This is a genomic window from Paracoccus halophilus, assembly GCF_000763905.1.
GTDB classification, from domain to species: domain Bacteria; phylum Pseudomonadota; class Alphaproteobacteria; order Rhodobacterales; family Rhodobacteraceae; genus Paracoccus; species Paracoccus halophilus.
Genome location: NZ_JRKN01000020.1, coordinates 54,483 through 74,454, shown reverse-complemented (window position 1 = coordinate 74,454; position 19,972 = coordinate 54,483). Strand labels below are relative to the sequence as shown.

General features: G+C 64.3%; 16 protein-coding genes and 2 pseudogenes. 12 read left to right on the top strand and 6 right to left on the bottom strand.

From position 1 onward, the window contains the following. Window positions 1-270: 270 nt before the first annotated feature. From IT41_RS13600 to IT41_RS13570, 6 genes and pseudogenes are all read right to left on the bottom strand, one after another. Window positions 271-822, bottom strand: coding sequence for a hypothetical protein (locus IT41_RS13600; protein ID WP_052081551.1), 552 nt, complete (start codon window positions 820-822; stop codon window positions 271-273). 101 nt (window positions 823-923) lie between these two features. Then, a pseudogene (locus tag IT41_RS13595) lies at window positions 924-1,723 on the bottom strand (transposase family protein). A gap of 57 nt (window positions 1,724-1,780) precedes the next feature. Then, a pseudogene (locus tag IT41_RS13590) lies at window positions 1,781-2,886 on the bottom strand (IS3 family transposase). Window positions 2,887-3,098: 212 nt separating this feature from the next. Next, on the bottom strand, window positions 3,099-4,208 hold the full coding sequence (locus IT41_RS20045; protein WP_081967563.1) for a Hint domain-containing protein: 1,110 nt from the start codon (window positions 4,206-4,208) through the stop codon (window positions 3,099-3,101). 186 nt (window positions 4,209-4,394) lie between these two features. Further along, entirely contained in the window at window positions 4,395-6,839 is a 2,445-nt protein-coding gene (locus tag IT41_RS13575) for a sensor histidine kinase (RefSeq protein ID WP_231564749.1), read from the bottom strand. Further along, the gene (locus IT41_RS13570) at window positions 6,832-7,500 is read right to left on the bottom strand and encodes a response regulator transcription factor (RefSeq protein ID WP_036742286.1); all 669 of its coding nucleotides are present in this window, start codon (window positions 7,498-7,500) and stop codon (window positions 6,832-6,834) included. The genes IT41_RS13575 and IT41_RS13570 overlap by 8 nt, the downstream gene beginning before the upstream one ends. A gap of 199 nt (window positions 7,501-7,699) precedes the next feature. On the opposite strand from IT41_RS13570, the gene IT41_RS13565 reads away from it, so the two are divergent. From IT41_RS13565 to IT41_RS13510, 12 genes are all read left to right on the top strand, one after another. Continuing rightward, a complete protein-coding gene (locus tag IT41_RS13565) occupies window positions 7,700-8,671 on the top strand; it encodes a Bug family tripartite tricarboxylate transporter substrate binding protein (RefSeq protein WP_036742282.1) in 972 nt (323 codons plus the stop codon). 69 nt (window positions 8,672-8,740) lie between these two features. Beyond that, on the top strand, window positions 8,741-9,235 hold the full coding sequence (locus IT41_RS13560; protein WP_036742279.1) for a tripartite tricarboxylate transporter TctB family protein: 495 nt from the start codon (window positions 8,741-8,743) through the stop codon (window positions 9,233-9,235). Further along, window positions 9,235-10,752, top strand: a complete 1,518-nt coding sequence (locus IT41_RS13555) for a tripartite tricarboxylate transporter permease (RefSeq protein ID WP_036742276.1) — start codon at window positions 9,235-9,237, stop codon at window positions 10,750-10,752. The genes IT41_RS13560 and IT41_RS13555 overlap by 1 nt, the downstream gene beginning before the upstream one ends. Window positions 10,753-10,831: 79 nt before the next feature. Further along, window positions 10,832-11,878 carry an AbrB family transcriptional regulator gene (locus tag IT41_RS13550; RefSeq protein ID WP_231564748.1) on the top strand — a complete coding sequence of 349 codons (1,047 nt, stop codon included), beginning with the start codon at window positions 10,832-10,834 and terminating at the stop codon, window positions 11,876-11,878. A gap of 160 nt (window positions 11,879-12,038) precedes the next feature. Further along, window positions 12,039-12,521, top strand: coding sequence for a MarR family winged helix-turn-helix transcriptional regulator (locus IT41_RS13545; protein ID WP_036742275.1), 483 nt, complete (start codon window positions 12,039-12,041; stop codon window positions 12,519-12,521). Between the two features lie 57 nt (window positions 12,522-12,578). Further along, the gene (locus tag IT41_RS13540; RefSeq protein WP_036742274.1) at window positions 12,579-13,682 is read left to right on the top strand and encodes a C4-dicarboxylate TRAP transporter substrate-binding protein; all 1,104 of its coding nucleotides are present in this window, start codon (window positions 12,579-12,581) and stop codon (window positions 13,680-13,682) included. Window positions 13,683-13,749: 67 nt separating this feature from the next. After that, window positions 13,750-14,289 carry a TRAP transporter small permease gene (locus IT41_RS13535; RefSeq protein WP_036742272.1) on the top strand — a complete coding sequence of 180 codons (540 nt, stop codon included), beginning with the start codon at window positions 13,750-13,752 and terminating at the stop codon, window positions 14,287-14,289. Continuing rightward, window positions 14,289-15,569 carry a TRAP transporter large permease gene (locus tag IT41_RS13530; RefSeq protein WP_036742270.1) on the top strand — a complete coding sequence of 427 codons (1,281 nt, stop codon included), beginning with the start codon at window positions 14,289-14,291 and terminating at the stop codon, window positions 15,567-15,569. Before IT41_RS13535 ends, IT41_RS13530 begins: the two co-directional genes overlap by 1 nt. Before the next feature lie 15 nt (window positions 15,570-15,584). Beyond that, window positions 15,585-16,349 carry an SDR family NAD(P)-dependent oxidoreductase gene (locus IT41_RS13525; RefSeq protein ID WP_036742268.1) on the top strand — a complete coding sequence of 255 codons (765 nt, stop codon included), beginning with the start codon at window positions 15,585-15,587 and terminating at the stop codon, window positions 16,347-16,349. 20 nt (window positions 16,350-16,369) lie between these two features. Beyond that, on the top strand, window positions 16,370-17,143 hold the full coding sequence (locus IT41_RS13520) for a crotonase/enoyl-CoA hydratase family protein (RefSeq protein WP_036742323.1): 774 nt from the start codon (window positions 16,370-16,372) through the stop codon (window positions 17,141-17,143). Between the two features lie 27 nt (window positions 17,144-17,170). Then, window positions 17,171-19,045, top strand: a complete 1,875-nt coding sequence (locus tag IT41_RS13515; RefSeq protein WP_052081547.1) for a feruloyl-CoA synthase — start codon at window positions 17,171-17,173, stop codon at window positions 19,043-19,045. A 9-nt stretch (window positions 19,046-19,054) separates the two neighbouring features. Continuing rightward, window positions 19,055-19,936, top strand: a complete 882-nt coding sequence (locus IT41_RS13510; protein WP_036742266.1) for an amidohydrolase family protein — start codon at window positions 19,055-19,057, stop codon at window positions 19,934-19,936. Window positions 19,937-19,972: the final 36 nt, after the last annotated feature.

Here is a 19,972-nt window from a genome sequence, read left to right as displayed (position 1 = left end):
CTCAGAGGCCGCAAAGAAAAAGAGAAAGGAGACCCCTGCATTGACCACAACATGACCGCCGAGACATAAACAAGGGGGGGTCAGTTCTCGGTGAAAATACCGGGTCAATTCTCAGCGGAAATCAACATCACGGAAGGCTGGAACTGGTCCCGTGGACAAGTCATGTCCTTGAACCCGAGATTGCATCGGAATGATATGTCTGAGAACATATGTGGGCCGTGCAGTCGTGTAGTATCCGCGACTGGCCGGCCCGCGGCTCAGGCGGTCTCTTTACGTCTCCGCTCCTTCAACCATCTTCTGCAAACGAGACTTTGGCAGCATCAAGGCCTCCAACTCCGCGCGATCCGGTGTGACCGGGGAGAAATCCCATTGATCGACACCGACATTGACCTGCCCCTCGGCACCGCGCCAGCGGGTGTGGACATGGCCGAATAGCTGCACCGCCCCCGCCCGTGCGCCGTTCCAGGTGGCAAGCGGATAATGGCACAGGACGAAGCACCGATCACCTATGGTAATCTCGACCAGATCGTGGACCGAAGCCCAGGGCAGCGTTCGCACCAGCCAGTCGGGATCGTGGTTGCCGCGCACCAGATGTTTCCGCCCAGGCAGCGCGGCGAAGGCCGCCTGCGCAGCCATGCGTCCCGCCTCGGTTTCGCAGGCGGCGAAATCGCCGATGATCCATAGATCGTCTGCGGCGCCGACCACTCCGGCGCGGGCGATCATCGCGGCATCCATCGCATCGGACGAGGCAAAGGGCCGCTCGAAGAACCGCCGCACCGGATCATCGGCGAAGTGGGTATCGGCAGTGAAGAAATGGGCCATGCGGGAACCTCTCGACCAGGGCACGGCCAATATCGCGATACACTGCGGTAGTAAAAGCCCCTCGAATTCTGCGACACGTCCGGAAATGACGCATGAGGTGACTAGTTGTTCAGTCCCGGCATCTGGTGGATCGGGTTGAGGATGAATCTGTCGGGCCCTGAAGTCCGGATCTTGCAGATGTATTCGTAGGGTGTGAGACCGCCGAGGGTCTTGAGCCTGCGCGCGAAGTTGTATGCCGCCATGAAGTCCCCGAGGTGTATTCGGAGCTGATCTTGACTGTCGTAGTGGAAGCGCCTGACGGCAGGGCACGGCTTCGGGCATGTGCTGAAGGAATTCCCAGGCTGTCTTCCTGTCGGCCCTGTCGACGAGCCGGGTCACGGCGAACCTGCTCGTCCGGTCGGTTCCAACGAACAAATATGGTTTGCCCTCAGCGGCTTGCACCTCGGCGATATCAATTTGGAAGACCCCTGTGGGGTCGCGTTTGAACTGCGACCGCTCCGGCTTGCCGCCCTCCATATCAGGCAGGCGCGAGATGCCCTGTCGTGGCAGGCATCGGTGAAGCGCAGATCGCGTCAGGTGAAGGATTGAGGGCTGCAGGGCATAAAGGCAGTCGTCCAACGGCAGAAGCGCATGAGGCCGGAACGCCACGACCATCGCCTCTTCGGCTTCGCTGAGGACGGTGGACCGAGGCTCCGACGATCCGGTCTTCATATCCTCGACCGTGGCGTGCTTGCGCCACTTCGCAACGGTCCTGGGGTTGATGCCCGGTTCCCGGCTCAGCTGCGCAAGCGAAGCTTGCGGTCATTCGGGCCAGCCCTTGGACCGATGGCGGGCAGGCCCTCATCATTGCTGCTCGGACAGCGTGCGTGGTCGTGGCGCTTCCGTGACGGACCTGTCCCATGGGGCACCCTTCCATTCCGAAGAAAGGATCGCACCATCAAATGCCGGGACTGAACACCTAAGCTACCTGGTGGCAGGTTGCCCCGATGGATTTCATGAACTCGGCCGGGGGCTTGTTGCCGATCGAGCTGTGTGGTCGGTCGTTGTTGTGCTCGTGGCGGAACGCCTCACGTTTTGGCCGAGCATCGTCGATCGACAAGAACCAGTTCTGATCGATACATTCGGCGCGGACCTTGCTGTTGAAAGCCTCGGCAAAGGCATTGTCGGTGGGCTTCCCGGGGCGGCTGAAGTCCAGGATGGCTCCGTTCATGTAGGCCCAGAGATCGGGCCCCTTCGAGATGAACTCCGGCTCCTGACCGACGCGGATGGACCGGGGAAAGCCGTATTCCCCCGTCACATCCTCCAGCGTCCGGACAACATCGGCACCGGTTTATCTCGGCCGGACGTCGATGACGGGTGAGATCTTCGAGAAGGTGTCCACAATGGTCAGAACCCGGATCTTCGTGCCGTCGAAGAACTGATCGGACAGAAAATCCATCGCCCAGACATCATTCGGCGCGACGGCCGGCTTGCGGTCATTGCGGAGCTTCGCCGCAACCTTGCGCTTCGGACGTCTATTTCTGATTTGCAAGCCTTCCTCGACATGGAGGCGGTAAACGCGCTTGGCATTCACCTCCCATCCCTCTCGCCTCAACAGAATATGAATCCGGCGACAGTCATACCTCACACGCGTCTCGGTGATTTCCCGAATCCGCTTTCTCAGCGCCGCCTGCGACGGCCGGCGTGCCCGGTGGAAACAGGTCGTTTTCTGCAGTCCGGTTACCGCCCAGCCCCGCCTGATCGAGACCTGGAACACGCCCTGCACATGATCCACCAACTGCCGAGCCTTCGCAGGCGCCGCAGCTTTTTTGTCAGAACATCCTGCAGCATGGTTTTGTCCAATGACAGATCCGCCACCATACGCTTCAGGCGGCTGTTCTCATCTTCCAGCATTTTCAGGCGCTTGACCTCCGATGGCATCAATCCACCGTATTGCTTGCGCCATCGGTAACAGGTCTGCTGCGAAACTCCGGCCTTTCGACAAACCTCCTCAACGCTCACTCCGTCATCGGCCTGCTTCAGAATGAATGCGATCTGCTGCTCGCTGAACCTGGACGTCTTCATCACTCTTCCTCGCTTTGCCTGACAGGGACATTACGAGAACTTTTTCACTTCAAACGGTCCAAATTCTTGGAAGCAGGTCAAGCACGCTCAAACCCAGATTTGTGCGGTCAACAAAGCCCCCGCACCCAGAAATCGGCGAAGCCGAAGCAGGAGATCAAAAAATCGTTAACTTCAGGGTGGCGCGGGGAGGGGTACCAAATGCCCTCCGCTTTCTAGCGCAGTTCTCCAGTCAAAGCAATTTTCGAGCAGCGTTTAAAAATTTCCCGGAGCTCTCGCTTTCGTTCAACGATTGGTAGCACAGGTGGGTAATAAAAGCCTTCTCCGTGAATCAACCCGGGGAAAATGGCGTTAATCTCCTGGCGTCCTTCCTCCGACAGCCCCTTGATGAACTCTGCGCCAAGCAGCAAAGATTCTGTCCACGCACCATTGCTGCGAACCAGGTTATGGTCGTCTAGCAGGATATGAAAGTAATGCACCCCGGCTTCTAATTCCAACACCTCAACACCCGCCATTCCAACGAGTTTCAAAGCAGGGACAAGTATGTCTTTCCTGTAAATTTTCTCTCCCACACCTGTGGTGGAAATACTAACCCTGTGTTGCGGCGACACCAGCAAGTCCACTTCGGGCACATTCTTGCCGAGTGCGCCACGCGCTATTCGAACCGGCCTGAGTTTGGGATTTACTCTGAGGGTCGCCGCAGACAGTGCGCGCGATGCAATCCAGCGGATAGGTTGATACCCATTGGCTTTAGTGAGCACCTTGTCTCCCACAGATAGCTCTTCAACCCGACGCAATCCACTCTGGGTTTCGATCATGGTCCCGCGAGTGAAACACGGTGGGGGCAATTGCCCATAAGAAAGAGGAAGGGGTTGTGAAACAGCGGTCACCGTCAATTCTGTGCCAGCTGTCGGGACCACCCCATCTTTCCAAATGTAAAAATCTGTACTACTCGCGGTTCCGGAGCTCGTCGTATTTGCCGCTCCCATATAGACGGTGTAGGTTTGGCCGGTAATCTCGTCAGTAAAGACTATCTGTCCGGTAGGAACAATATTGGTGCCTGTGGGATACAATGTTCCATTTATAGTTGCGGGCTCTGCCAAATCCTGGGTGCTGTCGCCTTCAACGAAAACGGTGTCGCCGGGGTTTTCAGAAATCGTAATGCTGTATGCGGTTCCACCATTATATCTATATATCTGACCAAGAGTTGCCTCGGGAAGGCCAGACGAACTCTCATCAATAGTATCGTCGGGATCTGTGCCACCTGACACCCAGGTAAACAGACCAGGAGCATCAATAAGTCCGCCAAAACTAAAGTCGGGCATATTAGGACTCCAGAATCGAATGCCTACCGCGACGGCGGCGACGTGATAATGTTCATGTGTCTCAAACGAACATTATCTCGCACACAACTCGGGCGCAAGGCCACCCATCTTTGGCAGGCAGTGTTGCGTACGCCTCGTCCCTGACGCCACGCCGACCCGGGCCCGACGTCACCCGGCCCGGGCCGTCTATGGGAGCGGATAGTAGGTGGTGGCGGCTTCCCAGCTTTCGAGGAAGCGCTGGCGCTTGAGGTCGTCGAGATAGGTCAGGAGGCCCGGGCCGAGACGTATCGGCAGGAAGGTCCCGGTCTGCTGGCGCAATCGGGCCACCGGCTCGCTCTCCGTCCCAGGGACAGGCAGGATTGGCAGGAGCTGCGATTCCGCGACCAGCCGCTGCCCCTTCCTGGACAGCAGGAACGCGATGAACCGCGCGCCGAGTTCCGGACTGGATGCGCCCTCGGGCACGAAGGTGGTGCGCGTCATGACGAGGTTGTAGTCGTCGAGGAAGTGGACACCAAGCCTCGGGTCGCGCTCGGCGGCGTCGAGCGCATAGGGGCCGATGACGTTGATCGCGAGCAGCAGGTCGCCCGCCGCTGTCGCCGCTGCCATTTCCGACGTGCAGCAATAGGTGCGGACGCCGGCGCGGCCGAGCACCTCGGCAAGGCGCTGCGCCTCCGCACCCTGCACCAGGTCCTGTGTGGCGTAGAGAAAGCCGATGCCGGACTCGCGCAGGTCATAGCTCCCGATCCGGCGGCGCAGCATGTCCTCATGCTCGCGGATGAGGTCGGCGAGTTCCCGGTGCGTCGCGGGCAAGGGGATGTCCGCGAAGGCCTGCTTGTTATAGATGATCGCCGCCGGCTCGAACGTGAAGCCCAGAAGTTCGGAGCGCCACGTCGCCCAGGCCGGAAGCCCATCGGCCTCGAGGAGATCGAGCCGAAGGGCGAGGCCGCGATTCACCAGGTCCACCTGAAGATCCATTGCCGGGCTGATGACGGCATCGGGACGCTCATCCGGCGCTGCTTCCAGCAGGTAACTGTGGAGCGCGACAGTCTGGAACTCGCGGTATTCCACGTCGATGCCGGGATTTTCTTCTGCGAATCCGGCGATCAGCCGCTGCATGGCCGGCGCATCGGTTGCGCCGAAGATCGTCAGCGTCTGACCTTGCGCGTCGGCCTCTGTGCCGAGCGCGAGACAGCCTGCCACGACGAGCGGAACGAGCGCCCCGCGGCGGCGGGAGCGGTCCGCGGCCGGCCGAGCCAGCGGAAAGGACAGGACCACCCGCAGCCCCCCCGCGTTCGATGTCTCGAGCCGCAGATCGGCACCGTGGCTTTCCGCGACGGCTCGCACGATGGCGAGGCCGAGTCCGGAGCCGGCGGTGTTGCGTGCGAGCGAAGTGAAGCGCTCCACGGCCTCCGGCCTTCGTTCCTCCGGGATGCCGGGTCCTGCATCGGAAACGCCGAGCGCGATGCGGTCGCCGGGTTCGAGATGCAGGCTGATGTCGACACTGTTGTCAGGCGGCCCATGCCGGACTGCGTTCTCGATGAGGTTCCGCAGCGCCTCGCGGATCGACACCCCGTCGGCTCGGACGACGTCGTCGCCGTCCCCGGAGATGTCGTCGTCGAAAGTTAGCGCCACGTCCCGCATCCGGCTATCGCGCAGCATCTCGGCGAGTTGCTCACGGACCAGCGGCTTCAGCGCCACCGGGTGCAATGCGGCATTCTCCGAGCGGTGGATCACCATTGCGTGCGACAAGAGCTGGTTGGTCAGCCGCACCGTCCGCTGCGCCTGCGCCTCGGCCTTGCCGACCCGCGCCCGCATTTCGTCGAGCGCAGTCGCGTCCGCGGCGAGGGACAACTGGCCGTGCAGCGCCGACAGCGACGTCCGCGTCTGGTGCGCGACGTCGGCGATGAAGGTCTCTGTCAACGCCCGGTTCGCGCGCAGTCGGTCGATAAAGCCGTTGATCGAATCGAAAAGCGAGCGGATCTCGTGCGGTGGAACGGCGTCGACGGTCGAAAGGTCGCTCGGGTCGCGCGCCCGGAGGTCCGTCTCGATCTGCCGCAACGGCGAGAGGGCGCGCCGGATCGCCAGCCAGACGAAGCCAAGACCGATGGCGGAGACGGCGGCGAGACCCGCGAGACCGCTCAGGAACAGCGAGAGCTGCTGCTCGTTGCGTGCCTCGCGGGTGTGACCGACACGGACCGCGATGCGCTCGCGTCCCTCGGGCAGGTTCAGTTGCCGTTCCTGGCTTACGAACCGGAACGGCGTGCCGGCGTAATCGGCATCGTAGAAGGCCGGCGTGTCTGTGTCGCGCGGTGGCCCCGGCAGGTCGGCGGCGCCGGTGACGTGCGCTCCGTCGACAGAGGACACGCCGTAGACCACTCGCTCGCGCGGCGCCAACGCGAGAATCTCCATCGCGGAATAGGGAAGATCGACGGTCGGCCCGGTCGGCCCGGGCGCCACCCGCTCGAGGATCGAAAGCGCCGCCCCGGCGAGCAGCAGATCGTATGTGCGGTTCGCTGCGGTGCGGGCGTAGTTCCAGAGCAGCAGCGAGATGATCAGGAGCAGGAGCGCGAAGCCGAGGCCCATGAGCAGCAGCAGGCGCCTCTGGAGCGAGTAGCCCTCGGGCCTACTCATCGACATAGGCCATGTAGCCAAGTCCCCGCGCGGTCTTGAGCGCCAGCGGGGTGCCGTCGAGCTTGCGCCGCAGCCGCGTGATGAGTTGCTCGACCGCGTTCAGGCTCGGCGCCTCGTTGAAGGTGTAGAGCTTGTCGGCGATCTCCTCCTTGGTGAGGAGCCGGCCGAGATTGTCGATCATGATCTCGAGGAGCTGCACCTCCCGCGCCCGGAGATCAAGGTCGGCGCCGGCGACGGTCGCCCGCTTGGCGGCCCGGTCGAACGAGAGGCTGCCGACCGCGAAGACGTTGCTCGCGGTGCCTGCACGGCGCCGGGCGAGGACGCGACAGCGGGCCGTCAGCTCGCGGAAGTCGAACGGCTTGACGAGGTAGTCGTCGGCGCCGGCGTCGAGCCCGATCACTCGGTCGTCCACTTGCGAGCGCGCGGTGAGGATCAGCACCGGCGTCGTGTCGCCGCGCGCCCGCATCGAGCGCAGCACCTCGAAGCCGCTGCGCCCCGGCAGGTTGATATCAAGCAGCACGATGTCGAACTTGGCGAAGCGCAGAAGCTCGTTCGCCTCCTCCCCGTTGGACTCGCGGTCAACGGAATGGCTCTCGGCCCGGAGACGATCGAGGATCGTCTCGGCCAGATGGTCATTGTCTTCGACCAGCAGCATCCGCATGCCGCAGATCTTAGGCGAGACGGGGCCGCGGGAAAAGCCTTTGCGGCGCGCTCCGCGGGCAGGTCAGCTTGGTGTCAGGCTGGTGTCAGCGCGCCGACAAGACGGCGACAGATGGCCGTCAGGGTGACGCCTTAACCTTTCCTCGCTGATCGGAGCGGCGCCTCGTCGCCCGGTCCCGGAAATGCAAGGGAGGACTTACATGCGCTTCACTCGACTGATGACTTCTGCCGCCGTCGCCTCGGCCCTCGCCATACCCGCGATCGCGCAGGAGATCGACCGCCCCGAATGCGTCGCACCGGCGCAGCCGGGCGGCGGCTTCGACCTGACCTGCCGCATCGCCCAGGGCGGCCTCGAGCCGGTTCTCAAGGAACCGGTGCAGGTCAGATTCATGCCGGGCGGCATCGGCGCCGTCGCTTACAACATGTTCAACACGACCCGCACCGACGACCCTAGCGCCATCGTCGCCTTCTCGACCGGCTCGATCCTCAATGTCGTGACCGGCAAGTATGGCGCGTGGACCATCGACGACGCCCGCTGGGTGGCGACTGCCGGTGCCGATTTCGGCGCCGTTGTCGTGAAGGCCGACAGTCCCTACGGAAACCTCGAGCAGCTGATGGCCGACCTCAAGGCGGACCCGTCGCAGGTCGTCCTTGGCGCCGGCGGCTCGGTCGGCTCGCAGGACTGGATCAAGGCGGCGCTCCTGCTCGACGTGGTCGGCGGCGACGTCAGCAAGCTGCGCTACGTGGCCTTCGACGGCGGTGGCGACGCGATGGCGGCGCTTCTCGGCGGGTCGATCGAGGTCTATACCGGCGATGTCGGCGAGCTTGCCTCGCAACTCGACGCAGGCACCGTCCGCGTGCTGGGCGTGATGTCGCCCGAGCGCCTGCCTGAACCCTATGCCGACCTGCCGACGACATTCGAGCAAGGCTACGAGGTCGACTGGACCATCCTGCGTGGCTTTTACATGGGCAAGGATGTGTCGGACGAGGACTACAACGCCTGGGTTGCAGCATTCGAGCAGGCCTATGGCACGGAGCATTGGGCGCAGACGGTCCAGCAACTCGGGGTTCTGCCGCTCAACCTGGCAGGCGAGGCGCTTGAGGCCTCGGTCCGCGAGCGCGCCGAGCGGCTGCACAATCTCGCCGCCGAGGCCGGCCTGATCCAGGGCTGACGCCATTCCGGCGAGGCCTGCTGCCCTGGCCCCGCCGCCTCGAACCCAACATATAGGGAGGAACCTTTCATGGCAGACCGGATCTTTGCCGGTGTGCTGCTGTTGGTGACGCTGGCCTACGCCTTCATCGCGTTCACCGCCATCCAGGCACCGTTCCAGTACGACCCCCTCGGCCCGGAGAGCTGGCCCCGGCTTCTCTCCGTCGTGGCCATCGGCTGCATCCTGGGCATTCTCTGGCGCCCCGACAATGACAGCCTAGACGTCGCCCGTACCACCTGGTTTCGCCTCGCCGCGATTCTTGTCCTGCTGGTCGCCTACGCAGAGCTCTTCGAGCCGCTCGGCTTCATTATCTCGACATTCCTGTTCTCGGCAGTGGTCAGCGCCATGCTCGGCGCAAGACCTGCCCGGGCGCTGCTCTTCGGGGCCGCGGCCGGACTGCTCGGTTATGTCGTCTGCGTCATGCTGCTCGACCTGAACCTGCCGGGCGGTTTTCTCGGCGAGCTAGAATGGGGCGTCAGCGCGCCTGAAACGCAAACCGAACCATCGACGGGAGGGACCAACTGATGGCTGAAGTCCTCGCGGGGCTCGGAACCGGCTTTGCCGTTGCCCTCGACCCCTTCAACCTCATGCTGGTGCTCTTCGGCTGCTTCGCCGGAACGCTGATCGGCGCGCTGCCGGGCATCGGCCCGATCAATGGCGTCGCGATCCTGCTGCCGATCGCCTACAGCCTCGGCTTTCCGCCGGAGAGCGCGCTGATTCTTCTCGCCGGCATCTACTACGGCGCCGAATATGGCGGGCGGATCTCGTCGATTCTGCTCAACGTGCCCGGCGACGCGGGCGCGGTGATGACCACCCTGGACGGCAACCCGATGGCCAGGCGCGGCGAGGCCGGACGGGCCTTGTCGCTGTCGGCGGTGGCGAGCTTCATCGGCGGCACCATCGCGGTTATCCTGATGTCGTTCTTCGGGTCGCTCCTCGCCGCATTCGCGGTCGAGTTCACCCCGGCCGACTATGTCGCGCTCATGGTCTTCGCCTTCGCCTCGCTCGCCTCGCTGGTTGGCAAGAGCACGGTCAAGACGCTGCTCGGTGCCCTGATCGGCCTGATGCTCGCGACAATCGGCATCGACGCCAGCACCGGCGTCGAGCGCTACACGTTCGGCATTCCGGACATCCTCGCCGGAATTGACTTCCTGGTCGTCGTCGTGGGCCTTTTCGGCATGGCGGAACTCCTGCATCTCGTCGAGCAGCAGGTGACAGGACAGCTAAAGACGCTGCCCGTCGACAAGAGTTTCGTGCGCTTCAAGGACCTTGCCGTGGCCAAGTGGACGATCCTGCGCTCGTCGCTGATCGGCTTCTTCATCGGCGTCCTGCCCGGAACAGGCGCCTCGGTGGCGTCGGCGGTGGCCTACGGTACCGAAAAGCGCCTCTGCGACCCGGAGGGCAGGACGTTCGGCACTGGCGACATCCGCGGCCTCGCTGCGCCCGAAGCCGCGAACAACGGCGCGGCGGGGGGCGCGATGGTGCCGATGCTGACGCTCGGTATCCCGGGGTCGGGCACGACCGCGATCCTGCTCGGCGCGCTCCTGATGTTCAACGTCCAGCCCGGACCGCTCATGTTCGAGCAGCGGCCGGAGATCGCCTGGGGCCTGATCGCGTCGATGTATATCGGCAATGTCGCGCTGCTGGTCATCAACCTGCCGCTGGTCGGGCTCTTTGCGCGGCTCCTGACGATCCCGCAGCACTACCTGACGCCGCTGATCGCGATCCTCGCCTTCGTCGGCATCTATTCGATCGTCGGCAACCCGTTCGACCTGCTCTTGATCACCGGGCTCGGCGTCTTCGGGTGGTTCCTGCGCAAGCTCGACTTTTCGCTGGCGCCGGTTATCCTCGGCTTCGTCCTCGGCAGCCTGTTCGAGAACAACCTGCGCCGCGCTCTCTCGATCTCGGGCGGCGACTGGGGAATATTGGTCGCTGACTACAAGAGCATCATGCTCTACGTTCTGGCGCTTCTCGTCGTTGTCCTGCCGATCTGGCTGTCGCGTCGGAACCGCAGCACTTTAGCGGTGTCTGCCGAGGAATGATCAGGGACCGCCGGCCGCCTCGGGCGGCCGGCGGCCTTTCGCGGCGCCTGCGTCGCATCAAGACAGGGAAGCCCCACACGTGTTCAGCCCTATTCCCGCTGGCCCGATCTTGCGGATCTGCGCAACCCTGGCGCTCGGCGCCGCCGGCGCAGCGACCGCCTCCATGCTCGGCCTCCCGGCAGCTGCCCTGATCGGCAGCTGCCTTGCCGTTGCCGCCGCGGCAGGCGCAGGCCTACCGGTGGCCTTGCCGGCGCGGCTTCGCGACATCGCCTTCGTCATCATCGGCGTCTCGCTCGGCGCCGGTATCGAGGCCGACCTTCTTGCCCAATCGCGGGACTGGAGCATCAGCCTTGCAATGCTCGCGGCATCCCTGGTCGCGACGGTCGCCGTCGGTGCGGCGATGCTCCGCCGCGTTTTTGGTTTCGATGCCGACACGGCCGTTCTGTCGAGCAGCCCCGGCACCATGTCCTATGCCGTTGCCGTCGCGCTTGAGGGCCGTGGCGATGTGACCGTCGTGACCGCGCTACAGCTCGTCCGCCTGTTCATGATGGTCACGACCGTCCCCCTTCTCGTCTTCGCGCTCGGCCTCATCGAGGCGATTGCTCCGGTCCACCAGACGATGCAGCCATATACCTTCGCCGGCCTCGTGCTCGCGGGATACGCCATCGGCGCCGTCGGAGGCCGGCTCGGCCTGCCGGCCGCGTGCCTTCTCGCGGGCATGATCGTCTCGGGCGCCGCCCATGTCGCCGGACTGGCCGAGGGCGCTGCGCCCGGTTGGGCAATTGCCGTCGGGTTCCTCCTGACGGGAAGCGCACTCGGCACCCGGCTTCGCTTGATCCGCAAGGGCCACACCGTGCGCCTGCTGCGTGCCGGTATCGCCGTCGTCCTGTCGGCGACCCTGCTTTCGTTCGCATTCGCGGCCGCCACCGCGGCGCTGACCGGACTGCCGCTCGGCGAGGTCTGGATCGCCTTTGCACCTGGCGGCGTCGAGGCGATGGCTGCCATCGGACTCGCGCTTGGATATGATCCGGCATTCGTGGCTCTCCACCACTTTGCACGCATCCTGATCCTGCTTGTGCTCGTTCCGGCCATGCTGGGCGTCCTTAACAGGAGCGGAAGGACATAGCTGAAGGGCAGAGATGACCTGGCTTGCCGGTTTCTTCGAAGGCTTCATGCTGCCGCGCTGAGCGGGCTTCGCCGGACAGCATCGAAATACGCACACCAGATAATAGTTATTGAGCATAACTATTATCTGGTGTAACTATGAACGAAGAAGGGGGGAATCGATGGCGCAGCTTGATGATCAGTTTCAGGACGATCCCGTGCAGGTAGAGGATACCGTCCTCGGCACGCTGATCGGGTATCGGCTGAAGCGGGCCTATATGCAGATCCAGCCTCAGGCGCAGCGCGTGCTCGCCGGCGAGAACCTGCGCGTGGTCAGCTTTTCCTGCCTGTCGATCATCGCAGACAACCCCGGAATCGTGCAGTCCGAGCTTGCGGCGGTCCTGCAGATGGAGCGTTCCAACCTCGTCGTGATCATTGACGAGCTGGAACAGCGCGGCCTGATCGGCCGCGAGAGAGTACCAACCGACCGCCGGCGCTATGCGCTGACGGCCACGCTGCGGGGGCGCCGTCTTCGCGACAGCGTCGCCGAAAAGGTCCGGCAGGCCGAGGACGCTGTCATCGGCCGGCTGAACCCGCAAGACCGCGCCCATCTTCTGGCCGTCCTGGAACGGCTTGACGCAGGGGCGCCCCAGACGACGACCTGACGACCACTTGCGGGCCGGAGAGGAAGCCGGCCCAGACCTGACCCTTGGGAGGAACACATGAAGACGCGCATTGCCGCGACCGTTGTCGCATGTTCGATTTCCGCGCTGGCCGTGGCGGCCTCGGCCGACACCATCCGCGCCACCAGCGCCTTCGGGCCGAACCACGCCATCGCCCGCGATTTCTACCCGACCATGTTCACCAAGCTCGAGGAACTGACCGACGGCCGTTGGACCGGGCAGGACACGCCCTCGGGTCTGGTGGCGCCGAACGAGATGTCGACCGGGCTGCGCGACGGCGTGACCGATTTCGGGCCGCTTCTGATGCCCTATTTCATCGCCGAATATCCCGAAAGCGCGCTGGTGTCGGAACTGTCCATGCTTGGGTCAAGCCCGCAGGTCGTCTCCTCGGCGGTGACGGAATATCTGGTGGGGTGCGAACCCTGCCAGGCCGAATTCAGCCGCAACGGGCAGGTCTATCTGGGCTCGGACACGACGCCGCTTTACCAGCTGCTGACCACCAGGCCGGTGCGCGCGCTCGACGATTTCAAGGGGCTCAAGGTGCGCAGCGGCTCGCCCTTCTACGCCGCCTATATCGAGGCGATGGGCGGTGTCGCGGTGCAGATGCAATCGAGCGAGCTGTTCGAAAGCCTGAGCCAGGGCGTGATCGACGCGACCTTCAGTTCCCCGCACGAGATCATTGCGAACCGGCTGGGCGACGTGATCGACTATGTCACCGTCATCGATCAGGGCGTGTTCAACGGCGCCGCCGTGATGACCGCCAGCCGCCTGCTTTGGGACCGGATGGACACGGCCGACCGTCAGGCGCTGGCCGTTGCCGCGCAATACGGGCTGGCCGAGGGGCTGGCCGGTTTCGACCGTCAGGTGGCCGAGGTCAGGGATCAAAACATGGTCGAGTTCATCACCCCCGACCCCGAGGTGATCGAGGCCCGCGACAAGTTCAACGCCGAGCGTCTGGCCGGCGCGGCCGAGGTTCTGGCAAGCCGTGGAGTCACCGACGCACAGGCCAAGGTGGACCGCTACAAGGAATTGATCGAGAAATGGGAAGGGCTGGTCACGCCCGAAACCACACCCGATGAACTGGCCGCCCTGCGCGACCGGGAAATCTGGTCCAAGGTCGATTACGCGACCTACGGTCAGTAACCGCCAGCCCGCGCGCGCCGAATGCCTGCGCGCGCGACCTCACCCCGCAATTCCCCCGGAGGATCGGATGTTGAAACCGGTTGAAACCGCCGTGGCGCGGTTCAGCATGGTCATGGGCGGCCTCGTGCTGGTCCTGATGATGCTTCAGGTCGTGGTGGACGTCTTCATGCGCGCCTTTCTGGGCGCGGGATTTCCGGCCACCCCGGACCTTGTCGGCAAATATTACATGGTCGCGGTCAGCGTGCTGCCGCTGGCCCTGACCGAGCTGAAGCGCCGCCATATCGAGGCGACCATCTTTACCCAGAAACTGACCGGCGCGCCGCTGAAGGCCGTGTTGCTGTTCGGTTTCCTGGTCTTTGGCGCGGTCCTGGCGGTGCTGCTTTACGGATCTTTCGGCGAAGCGATGCGGCAGATGGATCGCGGCGCCTATATCGAGGCCGGCACGATGCGCTTCATCACCTGGCCCAGCTACTGGATCCTGCCGTTTTCCTTTGGCCTGGCGCTGATCGTCATCGCGATCCGCATCATCGAGGTCCTGACCGGGCAGTTCCGTGACGGCGATCACGACCCGCTGGATCAGGTCGACGCCATGCGGGAGGACGCGTGATGGAACCCGTCACCATCGGCATTCTGGCGCTGGTCGCGCTGCTGGCCCTGATCGCGGCGCGCGTGCCCATCGCCGCCAGCCTGATCGGCGTGTCATTCATCGGCATCTGGGCGGTCGCGGGGCTGCGGCCGGCGCTGTCGATGCTGTCCACGATCCCCTATACCACCTCGGCCAGCTGGACGCTGTCCTCGATCCCGATGTTCCTGCTGATGGGCTATATCGCCTATCACTCGGGGCTGACGCGCGGATTGTTCGAGGCCGCCCGCGTCTGGTGGGGCTGGCTGCCCGGCGGGCTGGCCATTGCCTCGCTGGCCGGCGCCTCGGGCTTTGCGGCGGTGTCGGGGTCCTCGGTCGCCTGCTCGGCCGCCATCGGGCGCATCGCGGTGCCGGAAATGGCGCGTCAGGGGTACGATCTGCGCATCGCCACCGGCGCGGTCGCGGCCGGCGGCACCATCGGCGCGCTGATCCCGCCCTCGATCATCCTGATCCTGTTCGGCATCCAGGCCGAGACCTCGATCAACCAGCTTTTCCTTGGCGGGCTGTTCGTGGGCCTTGCCTCGCTGGCCTTCTATATCGCGGCGGTGCTGGTCTATTGGTGGCGCGACCCCGACAGCCTGCCCCGGGCCGAGCCCTATACGATGGGCGACCGCTGGTCCAAGACGCTGGAAATCTGGCCGGTGCTCCTGCTGATCGTCGCGGTCTTCGGCGGGCTGTTCAGCGGCTTCTTCACCGCCACCGAGGCCGGCGCCTTCGGCAGTTTCGTGGCCATCCTGATCGGGCTGGTGCGCCGTTCGCTGACATGGGAGGGCTTCAAGGAAAGCCTTGTCGATACGCTGCTGTCCGGGGGCGCGCTGTTCATCATCGCCATCGGCGCCAACCTGTTCACGCGGCTGGTGGCGATGTCGGGCCTGTCGATGCAGATGGGCGCATTCGTCGAGGGGCTGGGCCTGGGCACCTTCGCGCTGCTCCTGGCCATCGTGGTGATCTACCTGATCCTGGGGATGTTTCTGGAACCGATCGGGGCGCTGCTGCTGACGCTGCCTCTGTTCCTGCCGATTCTGGCGCAGCACGGGGTCGACAAGCTGTGGTTCGGCCTGCTGGTCGCCAAGCTGCTTGAGATCGGGATGATCACCCCGCCGGTGGGATTGAATGTCTTCGTCATCCATTCGGTCGCGCGCGACTATGTGCGGCTGGAACAGGTCTTTGCCGGCATCGTGCCGTTCATTCTGGCCGATCTGGCGCTGGTCGCGGCGATGCTCGCGCTGCGCGGCTTCATGTAAGGAAAGGAATTTTCGATGGATATTTCCGGACAGATCGCCCTTGTCACCGGCGCCGGCAGCGGTCTCGGCGAGGCAACGGCGCGGCGGCTGGCGGCACTCGGTGCGCGCGTGGCCGTGATGGATCTGGCGCAAGAGGCCGCGGATCGCGTGGCCGGCGAAATCGGCGGGCTGGCGGTTGCGGCCGACGTGTCCGACGCCGCCGCGGTCGAGGCCGCATTCGCCCGCGTCATGCAGGATCTGGGCACACCGCGCATCGTGGTGAACTGCGCCGGCATCGGCACCGCCGCGCGCATCCTGCCGCGCGATGGCAGCCTGTCGCTGGATGCGTTCGAGCGGACGCTGAAGATCAACCTTTACGGCAGCTATGTCGTGCTGAGCCATGCCGCCCGCGCCATGGCGGCGACCGATCCGCTGGACGATGACGGCGCGCGGGGCGTGATCGTCAACACCGCATCCGTCGCCTGGCAGGACGGGCAGATCGGGCAGGCGGCCTATGCGGCCTCGAAGGGCGGCATCGCCTCGCTGACCCTGCCCGCCGCGCGCGAACTGGCCCGGTTCGGCATCCGCGTGATGACCATCGCACCGGGTCTTTTCGAGACCGCGATGAGCGCCGGCCTGCCACCGGAGGCCAAGGCCTCGCTGGAAGCCGGGCTGCCCTTTCCGTCGCGCATGGGCCGCCCCGAGGAATACGCCATGCTGGTGCAGCAGATCGTCGAGAACCCGCTGCTGAACGGCGAGGTGATCCGTATCGACAGCGCCGTGCGCCTGGCCCCGAAATGACCGTCCCGAAGGAGGAAAACATGTCCGATCACGCGAAATACCTGACGACCGAACTGGACGGCCAGATCGCCACCGTCACCCTGATCCGCACCGACAAGCGCAACGCCATGAGCGACGGCCTGATCGCCGCGCTGGAAAACGCCTATGCCAGCCTGCCCAGGGATGTGCGGGTGGTGATCCTGACCGGGGCGGGCGGGCATTTCTGCTCGGGTCTCGATCTGTCCGAACATGTGGACCGTTCCGCAGAGGATGGCGTCTATCATTCGCGCAACTGGCACCGGGTCATGGACATGATCCAGTTCAGCGGTATCGTCACCATTTCCGCCATGCAGGGCGCGGTGATCGGCGGCGGGCTGGAACTGGCCACCTCGACCCATGTGCGCATTGCCGAACCCTCGGTGATCTTTCAGCTGCCCGAGGGGCGGCGCGGCATCTTCGTGGGCGGCGGGGCCTCGGTCCGGGTGGGCCGCATCCTTGGCGCCGACCGCATGGTCGAGATGATGCTGACCGGCCGCAAATACAGCGCCGACGAGGGGCTCAACCTTGGCCTTGCGCATTACAGCGTGGCCGAGGGCGAGGCCCTGCCTCTGGCCCGCAAGCTGGCGGCCGAGATCGCCGGCAATGCGCCGATGTCGAATTACTTCATGGTGCAGGCGCTGTCGCGCATCAACGACATGTCACGCGCGGATGGGCTGTTCACCGAGAGCCTGTGCGCCGCGCTGGTCCAGACCACGCCCGACGCGCAAGAGGGGCTGCGCGCCTTTCTGGAAAAGCGCGCGCCGGTTTTCCGCTGAAATCGAACTCTGGGGGAGGAGATGCAAATGGACGAGATCGAAATTCCGCCCACGACGCCTGAAAATTTCCGCGAACGCGCCGAATGGGCGGCATCGCGCACGCTGACCCGCTATCTGCCGCACAAGGTCGAGCGCGAGGACCGGGCCGATGGCACGATCCTGCTGCGCTCGGGCTATGGGCTGCCGGAATATGTGCGCTGCACCGGCGACTGGCTGCATCGCTGGGCGGATGAGGCGCCCTATCGCCTGGCCGTGGCCGAACGCGACGGACCCGGCTGGCGCAATGTCACCTATGCGGACCTGCTGCGTTTCGTGCGGCGGACGGCCTCGGCCCTGCTGGCGCGGGGGATGGGGGCGGACGATTGCATCGTGATCATGTCCGGCAACGGGGTCGATCATCTGATCCTGTCGCTGGCCGCGCAATATGTCGGCGTGCCCGTGGTGCCGCTGGCCGAGCAATATTCCCTGATCCCCGAGGCCCATGCCCGGCTGACCTATGTGCTGGACAAGGTGCGCCCGCGCATGGCCTTTGTCGATGACGCCGCGCGCTATGCCAAGGCGCTGGTCCTGCCGGAACTGCAAGGGGTCGAGATGGTCGCGGGCAGGGTGGCCAAGGTCGGCCGCGACCTGACGCCCATGGCCGATTTCCTGTCCCACGACCTGCATCCGGGGCTTGAGGCCGCGCATGCCGCCGTCGGGCCGGATACGCTGGCCAAGATCATGTTCACCTCGGGCTCAAGTTCGGATCCCAAGGGGGTTCTGACGACGCATCGCATGCTTTGCGTCAATCAGGCGCAGATGTCGGCGGTCATGCCCTATCTGTCGGATGCGCCGCCGCGCATCACCGACTGGCTGCCCTGGAACCATGTCTTTGGCGGCAGCCATAACGTCAACATGATGCTGGCCCATGGCGGCACGCTGCATGTGGACAGCGGCAAGCCGACCGGCCGCGGCTTTGCCGAGACGCTGGCCAATCGCGACGCCTATCCGGGCACGCTGGCCTTCAACGTGCCTGTCGGCTACGCGATGATCGCCGACAGGCTGCAACAGGATCGCGCGCTGCGTCACCGGCTGCTCAAGGATCTGGACCTGATCTTCTATGCCGGCGCATCGCTGCCGCAGGATGTCTGGGACCGGATCGAGCGGGCGATGATCGAGGTGCGGGGCGGCCTGCCGATGATGGCCTCAAGCTGGGGGCTGACGGAAACCGCGCCGGCCTGCGTCATGGTCTATGAGCCCATCGGCCGTTCCGGCGTGATCGGCGTGCCGCTGCCCGGGGTCGAGCTGAAGCTGATCCCGGACGACGACATGCGCTGCGAAATCCGCGTGCGCGGCCCCAATGTGATGCCCGGCTATTACCAGGACCCCGAACGCACGGCCAAGGCCTTTGACGAGGAAGGGTTCTTCATCACCGGCGATGCGGTGCGCTTCGTCGATCCGCTGGACATGAACCGGGGCCTGATCTTCGACGGCCGCGTGTCCGAGGATTTCAAGCTTGAGACCGGCACCTGGGTGCAGGCCGGCAACCTGCGCATGAACGTGCTGAAATCGCTGGCCGGGCTGGTTCAGGACGTGGTGATCTGCGGCCATGACCGGGGCGAGGTGGGGCTGTTCGTCTTTCCTCCGCCGGGCACCGCGACCGAGGATAACACCACCCGCGGCGCGGTCACCGATGACGGGCTGAAAGCCCGGATCGAGGAGCGGCTGCGCCAGCTGAATGCCGGCGTCACCGGATCGGCCAAGCGCATCACCCGCGCCATCATCCTGGCCGAGCCGCCCAGCGTCGAGGGGCATGAGATCACCGACAAGGGCTCGCTCAACATCAACAAGATCCTGACCCGCCGCGCCGATCTTCTGGAACGGCTTTACGACAACGAAGACCCGGCCCTGATCCGGGTCTGAGGAGGGAACATGAACAAGATCGATTTCGACAAGATCCGCGCCATCGACTTTCACACCCATGCCGAGGAATCCTGCGGCTGCCATGCCGATGACGGCTATGACGAGTTGCAATCGACCATGGCGAAATATTTCGGCGCACCGTGGAGCCACCCGCCCACCATCGATGAAACCGCCGCCCATTACCGCGAAAAGAATATTGCCGCGGTGATCTTTCCCGTCGATTCCGAACGCGAGACCGGCTATCGCCGCTATGACAATTACGAGGTGGCCGAGGCCTGTGCGCGGCATTCCGACATCCTGATCCCCTTTGCCTCGATCGATCCGGCCAAGGGCAGGCTGGGCGCGCGCGAGGCCCGCGACCTGGTGGAAAACCACGGCGTTCAGGGCTTCAAGTTCCATCCGACCATGCAGGGCTTTTATCCCAATGACCGGGCGGCCTATGTGCTTTACGAAGCCATTGCCGAAACCGGAAAACCGGCGCTGTTTCATACCGGCCAGACCGGTGTGGGTTCCGGCATGCGGGGCGGCAACGGCATGCGGCTGAAATATTCCAACCCGATGTATATGGACGATCTGGCGGTCGATTTCCCCGACATGCCGATCATTCTGGCCCATCCCTCGTTTCCCTGGCAGGAAGAGGCGCTCTCTGTCGCTCAGCACAAGCCCAATGTCTATATCGACCTGTCGGGCTGGTCGCCGAAGTATTTCCCGAAAATCCTGATCCAATACGCCAATACGATGCTGAAGAAAAAGATGCTGTTCGGCAGCGACTGGCCGATGATCGCGCCGGAAAAATGGCTGGACGCCTTTGACAAGGCCGATTTCCGCGACGAGGTGCGACCCCTGATCCTGAAAGAAAACGCCATGCGCCTTTTGGGCGTGAAAAGCTAGGCGCGTTCCGCGCGCACATCCTTTCGACGGAGGAAA

What these genes read in the sequence shown, in the direction of transcription:
- IT41_RS13600 (WP_052081551.1), bottom strand. Translation starts at nt 822, where the DNA reads ATGGCCCATTTCTTCACTGCCGATACCCACTTCGCCGATGATCCGGTG.
- IT41_RS20045 (WP_081967563.1), bottom strand. Translation starts at nt 4,208, where the DNA reads ATGCCCGACTTTAGTTTTGGCGGACTTATTGATGCTCCTGGTCTGTTT.
- IT41_RS13575 (WP_231564749.1), bottom strand. Translation starts at nt 6,839, where the DNA reads ATGAGTAGGCCCGAGGGCTACTCGCTCCAGAGGCGCCTGCTGCTGCTC.
- IT41_RS13570 (WP_036742286.1), bottom strand. Translation starts at nt 7,500, where the DNA reads ATGCGGATGCTGCTGGTCGAAGACAATGACCATCTGGCCGAGACGATC.
- IT41_RS13565 (WP_036742282.1), top strand. Translation starts at nt 7,700, where the DNA reads ATGCGCTTCACTCGACTGATGACTTCTGCCGCCGTCGCCTCGGCCCTC.
- IT41_RS13560 (WP_036742279.1), top strand. Translation starts at nt 8,741, where the DNA reads ATGGCAGACCGGATCTTTGCCGGTGTGCTGCTGTTGGTGACGCTGGCC.
- IT41_RS13555 (WP_036742276.1), top strand. Translation starts at nt 9,235, where the DNA reads ATGGCTGAAGTCCTCGCGGGGCTCGGAACCGGCTTTGCCGTTGCCCTC.
- IT41_RS13545 (WP_036742275.1), top strand. Translation starts at nt 12,039, where the DNA reads ATGGCGCAGCTTGATGATCAGTTTCAGGACGATCCCGTGCAGGTAGAG.
- IT41_RS13540 (WP_036742274.1), top strand. Translation starts at nt 12,579, where the DNA reads ATGAAGACGCGCATTGCCGCGACCGTTGTCGCATGTTCGATTTCCGCG.
- IT41_RS13535 (WP_036742272.1), top strand. Translation starts at nt 13,750, where the DNA reads ATGTTGAAACCGGTTGAAACCGCCGTGGCGCGGTTCAGCATGGTCATG.
- IT41_RS13530 (WP_036742270.1), top strand. Translation starts at nt 14,289, where the DNA reads ATGGAACCCGTCACCATCGGCATTCTGGCGCTGGTCGCGCTGCTGGCC.
- IT41_RS13525 (WP_036742268.1), top strand. Translation starts at nt 15,585, where the DNA reads ATGGATATTTCCGGACAGATCGCCCTTGTCACCGGCGCCGGCAGCGGT.
- IT41_RS13520 (WP_036742323.1), top strand. Translation starts at nt 16,370, where the DNA reads ATGTCCGATCACGCGAAATACCTGACGACCGAACTGGACGGCCAGATC.
- IT41_RS13515 (WP_052081547.1), top strand. Translation starts at nt 17,171, where the DNA reads ATGGACGAGATCGAAATTCCGCCCACGACGCCTGAAAATTTCCGCGAA.
- IT41_RS13510 (WP_036742266.1), top strand. Translation starts at nt 19,055, where the DNA reads ATGAACAAGATCGATTTCGACAAGATCCGCGCCATCGACTTTCACACC.